Raw genomic sequence first — 15,426 nt, forward strand, 5'->3', positions numbered from 1 at the left:
ATGTCCGAGTCCTCTCGCGACCTGCCCACGCCGAAGACCTCGACGCTCGCGGCCATCGCGCCCCAGAAGCGACCGCTGAAGGATCGCCTGCCGGTGATCTCGCAACTGCGACAGAGCGTCGGCCTGCAGCGCGGCATGCTGGTGGCCGGCCTCATCATCGTCACGGTGTTCATCCTGATCGCCGTGTTCGCCCCTCTGATCGCCCCCTTCGGCTGGGCGCAGCAGAAGCTGCCGGACGGCACGTCGTTCGGCACGCAGCAGCCGCCGAACGCGACGAACATCCTCGGCACCACGGTCTCGGGCTTCGACGTGTTCTCCCGCGTGATCTGGGGTGCGCAGACCGCGTTCCTCGTGATCGTCGCCGGCATCGTCTGCTCGATCTTCCTCGGCATCGCCCTCGGCCTGATCTCCGGATACTTCGGCGGCTGGCTCGATCGCATCCTCGTGGTCATCTGCGACGCGATCTACGCCTTCCCGTCGCTGCTGCTGGCCATCGTCATGACCATCGTGATCAGTCGTGGGCAGTCCAACCTCTGGGGTGGGGTGATGGCGACGGCGCTCTCGATCACCGTGGTGTTCGTTCCGCAGTACTTCCGCGTGATCCGCGCCGAGGTGGTGCGGGTGAAGCAGGAGCCCTTCGTGGAGTCGGCCAAGGTCATCGGCGTTCCGACCGGGCGCATCCTCATCCGTCACGTGCTGCGCAACTCCACGCGGTCGCTTCCCGTCGTCATCACGTTGAACGCCTCGGAGTCGATCCTGACGCTGGCCGGCCTCGGTTTCCTGGGCTTCGGCATCGAGGCGACGCAGGCGGCAGAGTGGGGCTACGACCTGAACCGGGCCATCGCCGACGTCACCAGCGGCATCTGGTGGACCGGCGTGTTCCCCGGCATCGCCATCGTGCTGGTGGTTCTCGGCATCACCCTCGTGGGTGAGAGCCTCAATGACCTGAGCGATCCGCGACTGCGCAAGCGTCGCCGGGCGGGAGGTGCGGCATGACCGACATCGCAGAGATCCGTGATCTGCGGGTGACGTTCGCCACGGATGGCGAGCCCGTACATGCCATCAACGGCATAGACCTGCAGGCGCATGCCGGCGAGGTTGTGGCCATCGTCGGCGAGTCCGGATCCGGCAAGACGGTGACAGCGAACACGCTGCTCGGTCTGCTGCCGGAGACGGCGACCATGTCCGGAGCCGTCGTCATCCGCGGCCGCGACGGGCGGGAGACCGACGTCGTGCACGCTACGCACAAGCAGCTGCGCGCCATGCGGGGCCGCGACGCGGCAATGGTGTTCCAGGAGCCGTCCACGGCGCTCAACCCCGTGTACACCATCGGCTGGCAGATCATCGAGGGCCTGCGCGCTCACGGCACGATCAACCGGAAGGACGCGCGCGCGCAGGCCATCGACATCCTGCGACGGGTCGGTATCCCCGATCCGGAGCGGCGCATCGACGACTATCCGCATCAGTTCTCCGGCGGGCAGAAGCAGCGTGTGGTGATCGCGATGGCGCTGGTGCTCAACGCCGGACTGATCATCGCGGACGAGCCGACCACGGCCCTGGACGTCACGGTTCAGGCGGAGATCCTCGATCTCCTCCGCCGGTGCCGCGATCAGTTCGGTGCCACCATCGTCCTCATCACCCACAACATGGGGGTGGTCGCGGATCTCGCTGACCGGGTCATCGTGATGTACCGCGGTGACATCGTGGAGCAGGCGCCCGTGCGGGAGCTGTTCGCCGCCCCGCAGCAGGAGTACACGCGGGAGCTGCTGGCCGCCGTGCCCCACGTCGGCAGGGGCAAGTCTGCCACCCAGGATCCTGCGCTTGAGGCCCCGACGTCGCCGCCCACCGGCAGCCTCGTGGTCGCCGACAACGTCCAGATCGGCTACCCCGGCCGCTTCGGAACCGCGGGCGTCGTCGCCGTGAAGGGTGCGAGCTTCTGGATCGGTCCGGGCGAAGTGGTCGGTCTCGTCGGCGAGTCCGGTTCGGGCAAGACGACCATCGGCCGCGCAATGGTGGGGCTGACGCAGGTGGTCGGCGGCTCCATGACTGTGCTCGGCCAGGAGATGTTCCACGTGAAACCGCGTCAGCTTCGCGCGCAGCGAGCGGACATCGGTTTCGTGTTCCAGGATCCGGCGACCAGCTTCAATCCGCTGCTGACGATCGCCGACTGCATCGCCGAGCCGCTGGTCGTGCACGGCCGCGCAGGATCGACGGCGGAGGCGCGGGGGCGGGTGAACGAATTGCTGGATGCGGTGCGTCTGCCCACCAACTTCGGTGACCGCTATCCGCATGAGCTGTCCGGTGGGCAGCGTCAGCGTGCGTCGCTGGCACGGGCACTGGCGCTGGACCCGAAGCTGCTCATTGCGGACGAGCCCACCAGCGCGCTAGATGTGTCGGTGCAGGCCAAAGTGCTCGAGCTGTTCGTGCAGCTGCAGCAGGAACTCGGCTTCGCCTGCCTGTTCATCAGTCATGACCTGGCTGTCATCGACGAGGTCGCCGATCGCATCATCGTGCTCCAGCGCGGGGTGATTCGTGAACAGGGGACGACAGCGCAGGTACTCAACCGCCCGGCCGATCCTTACACGGTGGAGCTGCTCGCCTCGCTTCCCGTGCCGGACCCGGTGGCGCAGGAGCTCCGCCGGGCCGACTGGGAGAAGGCTCGCGCGGCGTCGCGCGGTCAGTGATGCGCCACATGCCGTAATCGGCATATGAGATCGAGGGCCCGCGACCTGCGTCGCGGGCCCTCGATCGCGGTGTGGTTACGAGCCGAGCGAGATCAGCCAGGTCACGAAGTCGCTGATCAGCGAGTACAGGCCGAAGCCGAGCAGCAGCACGCTGGCGATCACCCACCACCACTCGAACCGCTGGCGGAGTCGGCGTCCTGCGGGGGCGACGCCGATCGGGCGGTCCAGCGGGTCGGCCGAATCGGGCGTGAGGCGGTCATCTCGCCACGCCTCCCACTGACGAGCCTTTGCGGAGATCGCGTCCACGGCGGTGAGCAGTGACTGCCAGCGCTGGGGATCCGTGCTGACGACGTTCTTCGGCGCGCACAGATAGAGCGTGTCGTCGACGATCTCGACGTCCAGGTCGCGGGCGTGATCCAGCATGACGGCCAGCACGTCCGGCGGGAACAGATAGAGGGCATCGGTCTCGTATCCGCTGGGGCAGTACAGGCGGAACGCATCCGCGAAGGGGCCCTCCGGAATGAGGCGCTGATCGGAGGTCAGGCCGATCGGGAGGTTGGTGCGTCCGAACGGTCGATCGTTCGCTCGCGCGTCCAGCACGATGTGCGGCAGGACCACCCCCAGCTGCACCCGTACGTAGTCGGTTTGCCGGATCGTGCGGCTCTTGCCGGTCCCTGTGGTGCCCCGATACGTGGCCACCTCCACAGGCGAAGCCCCGGGAATCACCGTTCTGTCGAAGACGTCCTCGACCGCGCCGGGCATCGCGTACATCCCGTGGTACCAGCTGGTGGGCAGCCACGGATCGTAGCGCCAGCCGTTGTCCGCGGCGAAGCGGTGGAGCCGGTAGCGGCGACGGTCCTCGCGGATCAGACGCACGCACAGCCACACCCACACCACGAGGACGCCGAGCGGTGCGATCAGCGCGATGGCGATGATGCCCAGGTCCGCCGCGTCCACGTCACCGCCGAGCAGGTCCTCCAGCATCGGCCACACCATCATCAGCATGACGAACGCGAGCAGCACGCCGATGAGCACGAGGTACCGCGCTCCGGACGACAGCCGCTTCGGCAACTCCGATCGCACCGCGCGGGCGTACCGGCGGACGTCGCCGAAGCGGATCGGCCCGGTGAGCGCGTCGGTGCGGAGTCCGGAACGGTCGGCCTCGTCACCGTGTCGGGGCACGGACGAGGAGCTCATGGCCATCATCCCGTCAGGATATCCGCGGCCCGATCTGTCCTCGGCCGGGTGGAGCCTGTGCTCGTCAGCGCATACGGTTGTTGCGTGCGGGGGGATTCGACAACGGACCAGGATCGATTCGTCGCCTATGCGCCGGGGTGGCTCGGCTCGCTGGCGGCGACGCTGCGCGACGCGTCGATCGGTGCGCTCCTCGGCGCCGGGGTCACCTTTGTGATCGCCCTCGTACTGGGCATCCTGCACGAGCAGATCGACTATCCGATCGAGGATCTCGGCTTCCCGAACGACGCCCGCGGGTTGCTGGGTCTCGTATCCGGCATCCTCGTCGTGGCACTGATCATCTGGCCGCTCGCCCACCGGGCCGAGCAGATCGGGGTGCTGCGCTCCATGCATCGCGGGGCGGAGCGGACGCCGCACGACGTCCCCCCGCGGTACCAGCGCGTGCAGCTGGGCGCGGGCAGTCACAACGCCGTGATGGTGAGCATGGGCTGGGTGCTGGCTGCCATCTTCGGACTGCTGGCGGTCATCTCCTTCTTCGTGATGTTCTTCGAGAACGACGGCGGAGTGGGAGTGATGATCTTCGGGGCGTCCGCGCTGATCGCCGTCATCGGAGTTCTGCTGATCCGGGCCAATGCCCCGCATGGCGCCGCCAACCGTCGGCTGCAGGAAGCATCGGGTCGCGCGGCGCAGGTGTGGGCGCGAGGCGCCGTGGTGCGCGCGGACAACGCAGCGGCGGCACGATCGTCCCGGCTGACGATCACGCCTGTCCCCCGCTTCCGCGGGGTGGCGCTCGCGGGTCGGGTGGTGACGTGGCCCGGCACCGCCCTGATGGTCGTGGCGCTCTTCGTGCTCACCGCGTGGCAGCCCAACGATGCCCTGCGGCGGGTGTCCACACCGCCGCTCTGGCTCCAGGAGACCCTCTACATCTGGATCGTGCTGTTCGCGGTCGGTCTGGGCATCGCGATCCTCGGCAGTGCGATCACGGGTCTCGTGGTCGTTCTTCGGGTTCACGCGATCGTCCGGATGCTGCGCGGGGTGGAGGTGCGCCAGGAGCGTCCCTCTCGCGACGACCTCGGCGTGGTGCTGGGTGATGATCCTGCCCCGCGGCGCTGGGCGCGGACCCTCATCGCCGCGTCGCTGCCGCTGTCCGTTCTCACGTACGTGGCCGTCCATGCCGCGAGAATCGACATCGACGCTCGGGTGCCGGCCGCGTGGGTCGGCGGCGTCCTTCTGGCGGCGGGCATCGCGGGCTCCGTGCTCGCCGTGGCGCTGCAGACGGGCATCGCGCGCCGGGTGCTCGCCGCCTTCGGGGTGCGGGATGCGGAGACGCAGCGCACCGACCGGGTCCTGGAGGATCCCACGGGCTAGCCGCCACGCCGGACACAGCGCCCGATTGTCGATGCCGTGAGCGGAATGAGCCTCGGTGCCTTCCGGGGACGGCCGTGCTCGTTCCTGTGGGCGTCGCCCCGTGTGCGTCTCCGGCGGTGCACCGATGGATGCGAAGCTGGATGGGTGGTGATCACCCTCATTCCCGCCGCCCCCGGCGACGTCGACTACGTCATCGATCTCAAGGCGACCGTGCTGAGAGCCGACCTGGAGCGCGCGGTCGGGGCGTGGAGCCCGAGTCGATCCGCCCAGCGTGTCCGCGATCACTTCTCCCCCGCCTGGACGCGCATCGTGCGCGACGATGACGAGCGTGTCGGAACCATCACGATGCGCCCCGAAGGCGGCGCGGTCTGGCTGGAGATGTTCTACCTCGAGCCCGTGGCACAGGGCCGGGGCATCGGCTCCGCGGTGCTGGAGATCGTGCTCGCGGAGGTGGCCGATCGCGACGTCCAGCTTCAGGTGCTCGACGGGTCACGCGCCCGTCCCCTGTACGAACGGCACGGTTTCGTGCTGGTGAGCGCGGACGGTGTCGATGACATCCTCGTACGCTCCGCGCGCCCTGCCGATGCAGGGCAACCTCACGGCGGTGAGACAGTGCACGCACGTGCCGGCGTGCTGGACTGAGCGGATGACCTCCGAGCCCGAGACCACCACCGCCCGGGACCGGTGCACCCGGTGCATCACGGGAGGCGCCGCGTGGTGAGGGCAGGTGCGCGACGCTCCGCGCGGCAGCGCCGGAAGCGACCGCGAAAGCGCCGCCTCACGAAGAAGCAGCAGGCGGTCCGTCGCGAGTGGCGGCTGCGGGGGGTCATCCTGGCGTCGATCGTCGGTGTGGCCGGCATCACGATCGCCGTCATCGCCACCGCTCCCCCGGCGCCCGTGCTCCCCGACGTGGTGAGCGTCAGCGTCGATCCATCCGCCGTGTCGGCGATGACGGTGGACGGCTACGACCAGGAGCAGCTGGTCAACGCAGCCGTGATCATCGACGTCGGCAACCAGCTGGGGCTCGGACCTCGCGACCAGGCGATCGCCGTGATGACAGCCATGGGTGAGTCCAGCCTGCGCAACATCGACTACGGCGACTGGGAGACCTCGCAGCGGACCAATCCGGACGGTTCGCCGACGTCGTCGCTCGGGCTCTTCCAGCAGCAGGACTGGTGGGGATCGCGTGACGAGCGACTGGATCCGCCCACCAGCGCCCGCCTGTTCTACGCCGCCATGCTGCGCAAGGTCCCGGACCGCGACAACCTGGAGCCCACCATCGTCGCCCACCTCGTCCAGGTGAACAGGGACGAGGAGCACTACGCGAAGTACTGGGAGTCGGCGGTCGCGGTGGTCGCCGCACTGGCGCAGTCCTGACCCCCGCGCCGCCTCCGCCAGGGGGTGCGAGGAGTGCTGTGCGGACTCGGAGGTTCCCGCCCCGATCCGTACGGTAGGCTGTTGTGGTTGCCTGGGCTCACTTTGCCCGGGCACGTGCAACACACCCTCCTGCCGCGGAGAGAGTCTTCGCGGCCGATTAGTCCGAAGGAGGTGGGTCTGTGACGCACCAGTACGAACTCATGGTGATCCTTCACCCCGAGCTCGACGAGCGCCAGGTGGCCCCCAACCTCGACAAGTTCCTGAAGGTCATCACGAACGATGGTGGCTCGATCGACAAGGTCGACGTCTGGGGCAAGCGCCGTCTTGCATACGAGATCCAGAAGAAGAACGAGGGCATCTACGCCGTCGTCGACTTCACCGCGACCAGCGAGGCCACGCTGGAGCTCGACCGTCAGCTGAAGCTGAGCGAGCTCGTCATGCGCACCAAGGTGCTGCGTGCCGAAGAGGCGATCGCTCAGGTCGCTGCTGAGGCCAAGCGCGCCGAGGAGAAGGCCGCTCGCAAGCCTAAGGCTCCGAAGAAGGACGCGTAATCACGATGGCCGGCGAAACGATCATCACCGTCGTGGGTAACCTCACGGCAGACCCCGAGCTGCGCTACACGCAGAACGGGCTGCCGGTGGCGAACTTCACGATCGCCTCGACCCCGCGTACGTTCGACCGTCAGGCGAACGAGTGGAAGGACGGCGAAGCGCTGTTCCTGCGTGCGAGCGTGTGGCGTGAGTTCGCCGAGCACGTCGCCGGATCGCTGACGAAGGGCTCGCGCGTCATCGCGACGGGTCGCCTGAAGCAGCGCTCCTACCAGGACCGCGAGGGCCAGAACCGCACGGCGATCGAGCTGGAGGTCGATGAGATCGGCCCCTCGCTGCGCTACGCGACGGCTCAGGTCACCCGTGCAGCCTCGTCCGGCGGTGCCGGCGGAGGCTTCGGTGGTGGCGGCGGCCAGAGCCGCCCCCAGCAGCAGCAGGTCTCGGACGAGCCCTGGTCGACCCCGGGTTCCTCGGGCGGCGACGGCTGGGCAGCTCCCGGCGCCTACGGCGACGACACCCCGTTCTGATTCGCCTTCGGGCACACATTCTCGATAAGGAAAAACCATGGCTGGAAAGTCGAGCGGCGACCGCCGCAAGCCGCGGAAGGGCGCGAAGAACGCCGCTCCCGCGAAGTCGATCCGGGTTGGCGTCATTGACTACAAGGACGTCGCAACCCTTCGCAAGTTCATCTCGGAGCGTGGGAAGATCCGCGCCCGTCGTATCACCGGTGTCTCGGTGCAGGAGCAGCGTCTGATCGCCAAGGCGATCAAGAACGCACGCGAGATGGCGCTCCTGCCCTACGCCGGCGCTGGCCGCTAAGGAGCACCGGAATGGCAAAGCTGATTCTCACGAATGAGGTCGCCGGGCTCGGTAGCGCCGGTGACGTTGTCGAGGTCAAGAACGGGTACGCCCGTAACTACCTCGTTCCCCAGGGATTCGCCGTCAACTGGACGCGCGGTGGCGAGAAGCAGGTCGCTTCGATCCAGGCCGCTCGTCAGGCTCGTGCGATTCACGACCACGATGAGGCCGTCGCGCTGAAGAACAGCATCGAGGGCGCCAAGGTCCGCGTGGCTGTCAAGGCCGGCGCCGAGGGCCGTCTGTTCGGCTCGGTGAAGACCGAGACCATCGCGAACGCCGTCGAGGCCGCTGGCCTGGGCAAGATCGACAAGCGCAAGGTGCACATCACCTCCGCGATCAAGTCGACGGGCGAGCACGAGGCCACCGTTCGTCTCACCGACGACGTGACCGCGGTCATCACCCTTCAGGTCGTCGCTGCCAAGTAAGCAGCTACACCGCAGAGCGCCCCTTCTCCTTCGGGAGGGGGGGCGCTCTGCGCTGTGCCGACGTCGATCGACGCGCGGGTGCCGCTATCCGCGCGCAGCCGGCGCGCTGCCGCCCGGAGCGTTGGCGCTGTGGCGGCGGTGTGGAGGCGCGGTGTGGAGGCGGGTGTGGAGGCGGTGTGGTGGTGCGGTGTGGAGGCGGTGTGGTGGTGCGGTGTGGAGGCGGTGTGGAGGCGCGGTGTGCCGGTGCTGTGGAGGCGTGCGGTGTGGCGGTGCGTCGGCGGCGTCGCGCCGGGCCTCGACGCCGCGAACCGAGGACAGCGTGGTGAGGCGAGGGCGAGCAGCGTCGCGACGGTTTCATCTCGTCGGCACCCCTTCGACGCAGCGCAATCCTGCGGCGCACACCGGCACGGTGGTTAACATGCCGCGCCGCTCATACGAGCGGGATCCCCTCCCCGTTATCCCCCGACTTGTACACAGGGCGCGCCCGGCTGGCGTTAACTTTCAACGACCACTTCAAGATTCTTTCCCCAGACCGGGTGTGGACGGAGAAAGCCCCGATCAACTTACATAAAAAAGTTGGCAGTCCACAAGTTATCCCCAGTTCTCCCCAGGGTTTGTCCACAGTTCGAACGGCGTTTCACGCATCCTCTCCACAGAGTTATCCACAGGGCCATTTGACCTGTGGAGGAGTCGGTCCTAGCGTGGGTTCACGACCGGATCTCGTTCCCGCGCGCGTGTCCCTCACCTCTCGATCCAGAGGATGTCGGAGGCCCGTGATCTGATGCTGGAAAGCGATTCCGGTCGGAACCGGCGGGCTGCATCTCCCGTCACGTCGTTGCGCCCGGCGCGGGGAAGGAGTGCGTGTGTCTATCGCTGACATCACGGAGGACCGGATGGGTGGGGCTCCGCGCCCCGAGCGCACGCCACCGCACGACCTGCTCGCCGAGCAGTCCACCCTGGGCGGCATGCTCCTGTCGAAGGACGCGGTCGCCGATGTCATCGAGACGCTTCGGGGCACCGACTTCTACATCCCCAAGCACGAGGTCATCTACGAGGCGATCCTCTCGCTGTACTCCCACGGCGAGCCCACGGACGTGGTCGCCGTCACGGATGAGCTCATCAAGACGGGCGATCTGCAGCGTGCCGGGGGAGCCGACTACCTGCACACCCTCACCTCGATCGTCCCCACGGCGGCCAACGCGGGCTATTACGGCAGCATCGTGGCCGAGCGGGCCCTCCTCCGTCGCCTCGTCGACGCCGGTACGCGCATCGTGCAGATGGGCTACGCGGGGGAGGGAGACGCCACAGAGATCGTCAACAGCGCGCAGGCCGAGATCTACGGCGTCACCGGGCAGCAGACGGCCGAGGACTACGTCCCCCTGACCATCGCCGTCGACGCCGCCGTCGAGGAGATCGAGGCGGCACGCGGGCGCGACGGGCAGATGACCGGAATCCCCACGGGATTCCGCGAGCTGGACGAGCTCACCAACGGTCTGCACGGCGGTCAGATGATCGTCGTCGCCGCGCGTCCCGCCATGGGAAAGTCGACCCTCGCGCTGGACTTCGCCCGAGCCGCCGCCATCAAGCACGAGATGCCCACCATCTTCTTCTCGCTCGAGATGGGCCGCGCCGAGATCGCGATGCGCCTGCTCAGCGCGGAGGGCGGCATCATGCTGCAGAACCTCCGCAAGGGCATGATGGACAACCGTGACTGGACGCAGGTCGCCGCCACGCGAGGACGCATCAACGACGCCCCCCTCTACATCGACGACAGCCCCAACATGACGCTCGTCGAGATCCGCGCCAAGTGCCGTCGGCTCAAGCAGCGCGTGGGCCTGCGGATGGTGGTCATCGACTACCTCCAGCTCATGACGAGCGGCAAGCGCGTCGAGTCGCGTCAGCAGGAGGTCTCGGAGTTCTCGCGGGCCCTGAAGCTGCTCGCCAAAGAGCTCCAGGTGCCTGTCATCGCCCTGTCACAGCTGAACCGTGGTCCCGAGCAGCGGCAGGACAAGAAGCCCGCCATCAGCGACCTGCGTGAGTCGGGCTCCATCGAGCAGGACGCCGACATGGTCATCCTGCTGCACCGCGAGTCCGCCTACGACAAGGACGTGCGCCCCGGCGAGGCCGACCTCATCGTGGCCAAGCACCGTAACGGACCCACCGCGACCGTCCCCGTGGCATTCCAGGGCCACTACTCCCGCTTCACCGACATGGCCCCCGGAGAGGCTCCCGGCGGCCCCGGTCCCGACGACGGCGGCGGCTTCGACTGAGGCGAACCGGCGCGGGGGCGCCGGGACAGCAGTCAACGTCGGCGCGAAACCATGATCAGGTCCCGAATGCATGACGAATCCGCTGGATTCATTATTCATTCGGCACCCAGTCATGGATTCGACGCCGATCATGAGCGTGAAGTCGATACGCCGTCCGCGTCGCCGGGCGCATCCCCACTGCCCCATGAAGTCGGGAAGCCGGGGCACGACGTCGTGAGGTCATGACCACGTCGCGAGTTCATGACGTATTCGCCGGATCCGTCATGGATACCGCACCCAGTCATGGACTCAGCGCCGCTCATGAACGACGCTGCCGGCCAGTCATCCGCCGCGCCGCCGTGGCGCGGACCCGGGGTTCAGCATCTCGCCAATCGCCCTGGACTGCGGGGCGCCAACTCGGCTGCCGACAACCGGCGCGTCCGCGGATCGCAAAGCCGTCCGGAAACGGGAGCCGCCACCGATCCCGTCAGCTTTCCTCGCGTGGCGCGCGGCCGATGATCGTCTGCGGCACCAGCCAGTCGCGCATGCGCGAGAGGTTCCCGAGCGGCGACCAGATGCCGATGTGCTCCTTGTCCAGCACGACCCCGGCCACACCGTGCGGAGCGAGGGATTCCAGGTAGTCGATCGCGCGGGGCGTGGGCAGCGCAAGCACCACCGACGCGTCCTGACCGAGCTGCGTCGCCGCCTCCCGTGCTCGAGCCCGGCAACTGTAGATGCAGACGACCGGACCCATTCCCGGCGGCTGCACGGCATAGGGCGTGGGGGAGTCGGGGGTGCCCCGATTCACGAAGAACCACAGCCCCAACCGTGCCGCAGCCTGCCACACCGCGATCTGACCGTCCTGGCCCGCTTCGCCCGATTCAGCATGAATGCGGTCGAGCTCCGTCACCAGCACGGGTGCGTTGTCGAGGTTCTCGGTGTCCATGTGTGAGCCCTTCGCCGATCGATGTGTCGAGCCTATGGCGCTCTCCGTCCCGAACGCCCCAGAACAGAGGCGGGGCCGGGATCTGCGATCCCCGCCCCGCCTTCCGTCGTCGCGCTTACTGAGCGGCGACCTCCTGCGCGCCCTTGAAGTAGAGAGTGCTGAGCGGGGTGAGCGTCCAGCCCTCCACTGTGGGCGCGAACATCACGTTGCGCGCACGGTAGTAGGTGTTGATGAGGGCGCTGTCCTGGCCGATGAGGATGTCCTCGGCCTGGTGCATGAGCTCGGCGCCCTTGGCGGCGTCGGTCTCCGAGTTGATCTGGGTGAGCAGTGCGTCGAACGCCGGGTTGGAGTACTTCGCGTTGTTCAGCTCGGAACCGCTGGCCCATCCGGCGAGGAACGTCATGGGGTGCAGGTAGTCGCCGCCCCAGCCCATCGCCGCGATGTCGAAGTTGCCGGCCTTGATGCCGTCGTAGTAGACCTTCCACTCCTGGGTGGTGATGGTCATGTCGATGCCGAGGTTCTTCTTCCACATCTGCTGCAGAGCCTCGGTCACCTTCTTCACCGTGTCGTCCGTGTAGTAGGACAGCTCGATGGGCGGCAGGCCTTCACCATTCGGGTAACCGGCCTCGGCCAGGAGCTTCTGTGCGGCCTCGACGTCACCGGTGGGCGTGATGCCCCAGTCCGGCCGGTCCTCGGTGAAGTCCGTGCCGTCCAGCACATAGCCGGGGGCGACGATGCCGGTGGCCGGCTTGTCGGTGGACTGCAGCACCTTGTCGATGAGGGCCTGACGGTCGATCGCGAGGCTCAGCGCCTGGCGCACCTTCGGGTTGTCGAAGGGAGCCTTGGTGAGGTTCATGATGAAGTAGCTCGTGCCGAACTGCGGAACCGTGTACAGGTCCTCGCTGTCGGTCTTCAGGCGCGGGAGATCATCGGTGGGCACGGCGGAGATGCCGTCGACCTGGCCCGACTCGAACGCCGTGAGGGCCGTCGCCTGGTCGGGGATCACGCGGAGGGTGATCTCCTCGAGGCTGACCTTGTCGGCGTTCCAGTAGTTCGGGTTCTTCACCAGCGTGATGCTCTTGCCGAACGTCATGTCGCTGACCATGAAGGCGCCGTTGCTGACGTAGGTGTCGGCCTTCTTCGCCCAGGTGTCGGCGTTGCCCTCGACGACGTCCTTCTTGACGGCGTTGAACGGGTACATGTTCAGCATCGGCAGGAAGAACGGCGTGGGGGTCTTCAGCTTCACGACGAAGGTGTTCGCGTCAGGAGCAGTGATGCCCACGGCTTCCTTGTCGCCGGTTCCGGCGTAGAACTCCGCAGCACCCACGATGTAGTCGGTGAGCAGGTTCGCGTACTGCCCGGCGAGATCCTGGTCGAGCACGCGGAACCACGAGTACAGGAAGTCCTCGGAGGTGAGCGCGCTGCCGTCGGACCACTTCAGATCCGGACGCAGGTGGAACGTGTACTCGAGGCCGTCGGCGCTCACGTCCCACGTCTCCGCGAGGCCGCCCACCAGTTCGTTCTTGGCGTCGTAGGTCACCAGCGGCTCGAAGGTGTTCATGATCACGGGGGAGGCGAAGCTGTTGCTCGTCACTCCCGGGTCGAGGCTGTCGGCCTCCTCGTTGACGGCGAACACGATCTTCTGGTCGGCTGCGGCTGTGTCATTGCCCCCGCCGCCGGTGTCCCCGGCGGAGCAGCCGCTGAGCAGCAGGGCCGCGACCGCCACGAGCGCCGTGGCGCCCAGAGCGAGCTTCTTCATTGCGTTACTCCTTCGATTGTGGTGTTGCTGTGCGACGGGCGCGGGCCCGTCACGAGACCATGTGGCACGCGACCTGATGTCCGTTTCCGGTATCGCGCATCTCGGGGACGACGGTCGCGCAGATGTCCTGTGCGAGCGGGCAACGGGTGCGGAAACGGCACCCGCTCGGCGGCGTGATGGGACTGGGCAGGTCGCCATCGATGGATGCCTCGACGCGGCGGCTCGACGCCGAAGGATCGGCGATCGGCACCGCCTTCAGCAGGCCCTGTGTGTACGGGTGGAGCGGGTTGCGGTAGATCTCTTCGCTCTCGCACAGCTCCACCAGCTGACCGAGGTACATCACGCCGACCCGGTCGGAGACGTGGCGCACCATCGCGAGGTCGTGCGCGATGAAGAGGTAGGTGATCCCGCGCTCCTCCTGGAAGTCGCGGAGCAGATTGATGACCTGCGCCTGCACCGACACATCCAGTGCGGAGATCGCCTCGTCGGCGATCACGACGCGAGGGTTGAGGATGAGCGCGCGTGCGATGCCTATCCGCTGACGCTGGCCGCCGGAGAATTCGTGGGGGTAGCGCGCGATGTGCTGCCCGGACAGCCCGACCGCCTCCAGCATGTCGCCCACGAGGTCGCGTGCCGCACGCGCGTTGCGCACCACGCGCTGTGCGATCAGCGGCTCGGCGATGATCTCTCCCACCGTCATCCTGTCGTTCAGCGACGAAGCTGGATCCTGGAAGATCATCTGGATCTGGGGTCGGATGGGGCGCAGCTCGCGGTCCTTCATCCGGGCGATGTCGACGCCACCCAGCCGGATGCTGCCCGCCGTCGGCTCATACATCCGGATGACGGTGCGTGCGACCGTCGACTTGCCGCAGCCCGACTCGCCCACGAGCCCCAGCGTCTCGCCGGCACCCACGGAGAAGCTCACGCCGTCGACCGCGTGCACCACGGCACCCCGCTTCCCGCTGACCGGGAAGTGCTTGACCAGACCCTCGACCTCAAGCATGAGCGCTCCTCACCTGGGTGAGCGGGTTGTTCTCGCTGGGCGCCTCCGGAGAGAGCAGATGACAGTGCGACACGTGGGTGTCGGACAGCCGGGTGGCCGGCGGGGGAGTGGTCTGGCAGATCTGTCGCGCGTAGGCGCACCGATCGGCGAACGCACAGCCCTGCGGCGGGAACATGAGATCCGGCGGGGTGCCCGGGATCGAGGCGAGCCGCTGGTCCCGGTCACCGTCGATGCGCGGGACGGAGGCGAGCAGGCCGAGCGTGTACGGGTGCGCGGTGTGCGAGAAGATCTCCTCCAGCGTCCCCTCCTCAACGATGGTCCCGCCGTACATGACGGCCACGCGCGAGCAGACCTCTGCCACCACGCCCAGGTCGTGGGTGATGAAGATCACACTCATCCCGAGCTCGGCCTGCAGGCGCCGGAGGATACGCAGGATCTGGTCCTGGATGGTGACATCCAGCGCTGTGGTCGGCTCATCGGCGATGAGCACATCGGGCTTGCACGCCAGCGCCATCGCGATCATCACGCGCTGGCGCATGCCGCCGGAGAACTCGTGCGGGTACGCCGAATAGCGGCGCTCGGGTTCAGGGATGCGCACCATGCGGAACAGCTCGAGAACGCGCTCCTTGGCCTCGGCCTTGGTCATCTTCTCGTGGGTGTCCAGCAGCTCTCGCACCTGCTTGCCCACCGGGATCAGCGGGTTCAGGCTCGACATCGGGTCCTGGAAGATCATCGAGATGCGCGCGCCGCGGACCGCGCGAAGTTCGGCATCCGACGCCGTGGCGAGGTCCTTTCCGTCGAACGTGACGGAGCCTCCGACGATGCGACCGCCGTGCGCCAGCAGCTGCATGATCGACATCGCGGTGACGCTCTTGCCGCTGCCGGACTCGCCCACGATCCCCAGGGTCTCGCCGGGAGCGAGCGTGAAGTCGACGCCGCGGACGGCCTTCACCTCACCCTTGCGGGTGAAGAACGACGTGTGGAGGTCGCGGACCTCGAGGACGTTCGTGCTCAT

The 15,426-nt window shown here is 67.6% G+C and carries 15 protein-coding genes; 10 read left to right on the plus strand and 5 right to left on the minus strand.

The features are described from left to right. Positions 1 to 996, plus strand: coding sequence for an ABC transporter permease (locus LQ566_RS15990; RefSeq protein ID WP_231092776.1), 996 nt, complete (start codon positions 1 to 3; stop codon positions 994 to 996). After that, positions 993 to 2,684: a dipeptide ABC transporter ATP-binding protein gene (locus tag LQ566_RS15995; protein ID WP_231092777.1), complete on the plus strand. Its 1,692-nt coding sequence runs from the start codon at positions 993 to 995 to the stop codon at positions 2,682 to 2,684. Before LQ566_RS15990 ends, LQ566_RS15995 begins: the two co-directional genes overlap by 4 nt. 75 nt (positions 2,685 to 2,759) lie before the next feature. Here the strand turns inward: LQ566_RS15995 and LQ566_RS16000 are convergent, their stop codons facing one another. After that, positions 2,760 to 3,881 carry a hypothetical protein gene (locus LQ566_RS16000; RefSeq protein ID WP_231092778.1) on the minus strand — a complete coding sequence of 374 codons (1,122 nt, stop codon included), beginning with the start codon at positions 3,879 to 3,881 and terminating at the stop codon, positions 2,760 to 2,762. An 84-nt stretch (positions 3,882 to 3,965) separates the two neighbouring features. Here LQ566_RS16000 and LQ566_RS16005 point away from each other — a divergent pair, with 84 nt between their 5' ends. The 8 genes from LQ566_RS16005 (at position 3,966) to dnaB (ending at position 10,724) form a co-directional block, all read left to right on the plus strand. Then, positions 3,966 to 5,246, plus strand: a complete 1,281-nt coding sequence (locus LQ566_RS16005; protein ID WP_231092779.1) for a hypothetical protein — start codon at positions 3,966 to 3,968, stop codon at positions 5,244 to 5,246. A gap of 144 nt (positions 5,247 to 5,390) precedes the next feature. Next, a complete protein-coding gene (locus LQ566_RS16010; protein ID WP_231092780.1) occupies positions 5,391 to 5,888 on the plus strand; it encodes a GNAT family N-acetyltransferase in 498 nt (165 codons plus the stop codon). Between the two features lie 72 nt (positions 5,889 to 5,960). Further along, positions 5,961 to 6,623 carry a peptidase M23 gene (locus LQ566_RS16015; RefSeq protein ID WP_231092781.1) on the plus strand — a complete coding sequence of 221 codons (663 nt, stop codon included), beginning with the start codon at positions 5,961 to 5,963 and terminating at the stop codon, positions 6,621 to 6,623. Between the two features lie 179 nt (positions 6,624 to 6,802). Then, complete coding sequence (gene rpsF, locus LQ566_RS16020; RefSeq protein WP_231092782.1) at positions 6,803 to 7,174, plus strand: 30S ribosomal protein S6; 372 nt, start codon at positions 6,803 to 6,805, stop codon at positions 7,172 to 7,174. 5 nt (positions 7,175 to 7,179) lie between these two features. Further along, positions 7,180 to 7,698, plus strand: a complete 519-nt coding sequence (locus LQ566_RS16025) for a single-stranded DNA-binding protein (RefSeq protein WP_231092783.1) — start codon at positions 7,180 to 7,182, stop codon at positions 7,696 to 7,698. Positions 7,699 to 7,735: 37 nt separating this feature from the next. After that, on the plus strand, positions 7,736 to 7,990 hold the full coding sequence (rpsR, locus tag LQ566_RS16030; RefSeq protein ID WP_040168021.1) for a 30S ribosomal protein S18: 255 nt from the start codon (positions 7,736 to 7,738) through the stop codon (positions 7,988 to 7,990). 11 nt (positions 7,991 to 8,001) lie between these two features. Beyond that, on the plus strand, positions 8,002 to 8,454 hold the full coding sequence (rplI, locus tag LQ566_RS16035; RefSeq protein ID WP_231092784.1) for a 50S ribosomal protein L9: 453 nt from the start codon (positions 8,002 to 8,004) through the stop codon (positions 8,452 to 8,454). A gap of 893 nt (positions 8,455 to 9,347) precedes the next feature. Continuing rightward, the gene (dnaB, locus tag LQ566_RS16040; protein WP_231092875.1) at positions 9,348 to 10,724 is read left to right on the plus strand and encodes a replicative DNA helicase; all 1,377 of its coding nucleotides are present in this window, start codon (positions 9,348 to 9,350) and stop codon (positions 10,722 to 10,724) included. A gap of 466 nt (positions 10,725 to 11,190) precedes the next feature. Here the strand turns inward: dnaB and LQ566_RS16045 are convergent, their stop codons facing one another. The 4 genes from LQ566_RS16045 to LQ566_RS16060 form a co-directional block, all read right to left on the minus strand. Next, entirely contained in the window at positions 11,191 to 11,649 is a 459-nt protein-coding gene (locus tag LQ566_RS16045) for a hypothetical protein (protein WP_231092785.1), read from the minus strand. Between the two features lie 115 nt (positions 11,650 to 11,764). After that, a complete protein-coding gene (locus LQ566_RS16050; protein ID WP_231092786.1) occupies positions 11,765 to 13,408 on the minus strand; it encodes a peptide ABC transporter substrate-binding protein in 1,644 nt (547 codons plus the stop codon). 49 nt (positions 13,409 to 13,457) lie between these two features. Then, positions 13,458 to 14,411 carry an ABC transporter ATP-binding protein gene (locus tag LQ566_RS16055; protein ID WP_231092787.1) on the minus strand — a complete coding sequence of 318 codons (954 nt, stop codon included), beginning with the start codon at positions 14,409 to 14,411 and terminating at the stop codon, positions 13,458 to 13,460. After that, entirely contained in the window at positions 14,404 to 15,426 is a 1,023-nt protein-coding gene (locus LQ566_RS16060) for an ABC transporter ATP-binding protein (RefSeq protein ID WP_231092788.1), read from the minus strand. The genes LQ566_RS16055 and LQ566_RS16060 overlap by 8 nt, the downstream gene beginning before the upstream one ends.

The organism is Microbacterium nymphoidis (assembly GCF_021044885.1).
Taxonomy (GTDB): domain Bacteria; phylum Actinomycetota; class Actinomycetes; order Actinomycetales; family Microbacteriaceae; genus Microbacterium; species Microbacterium nymphoidis.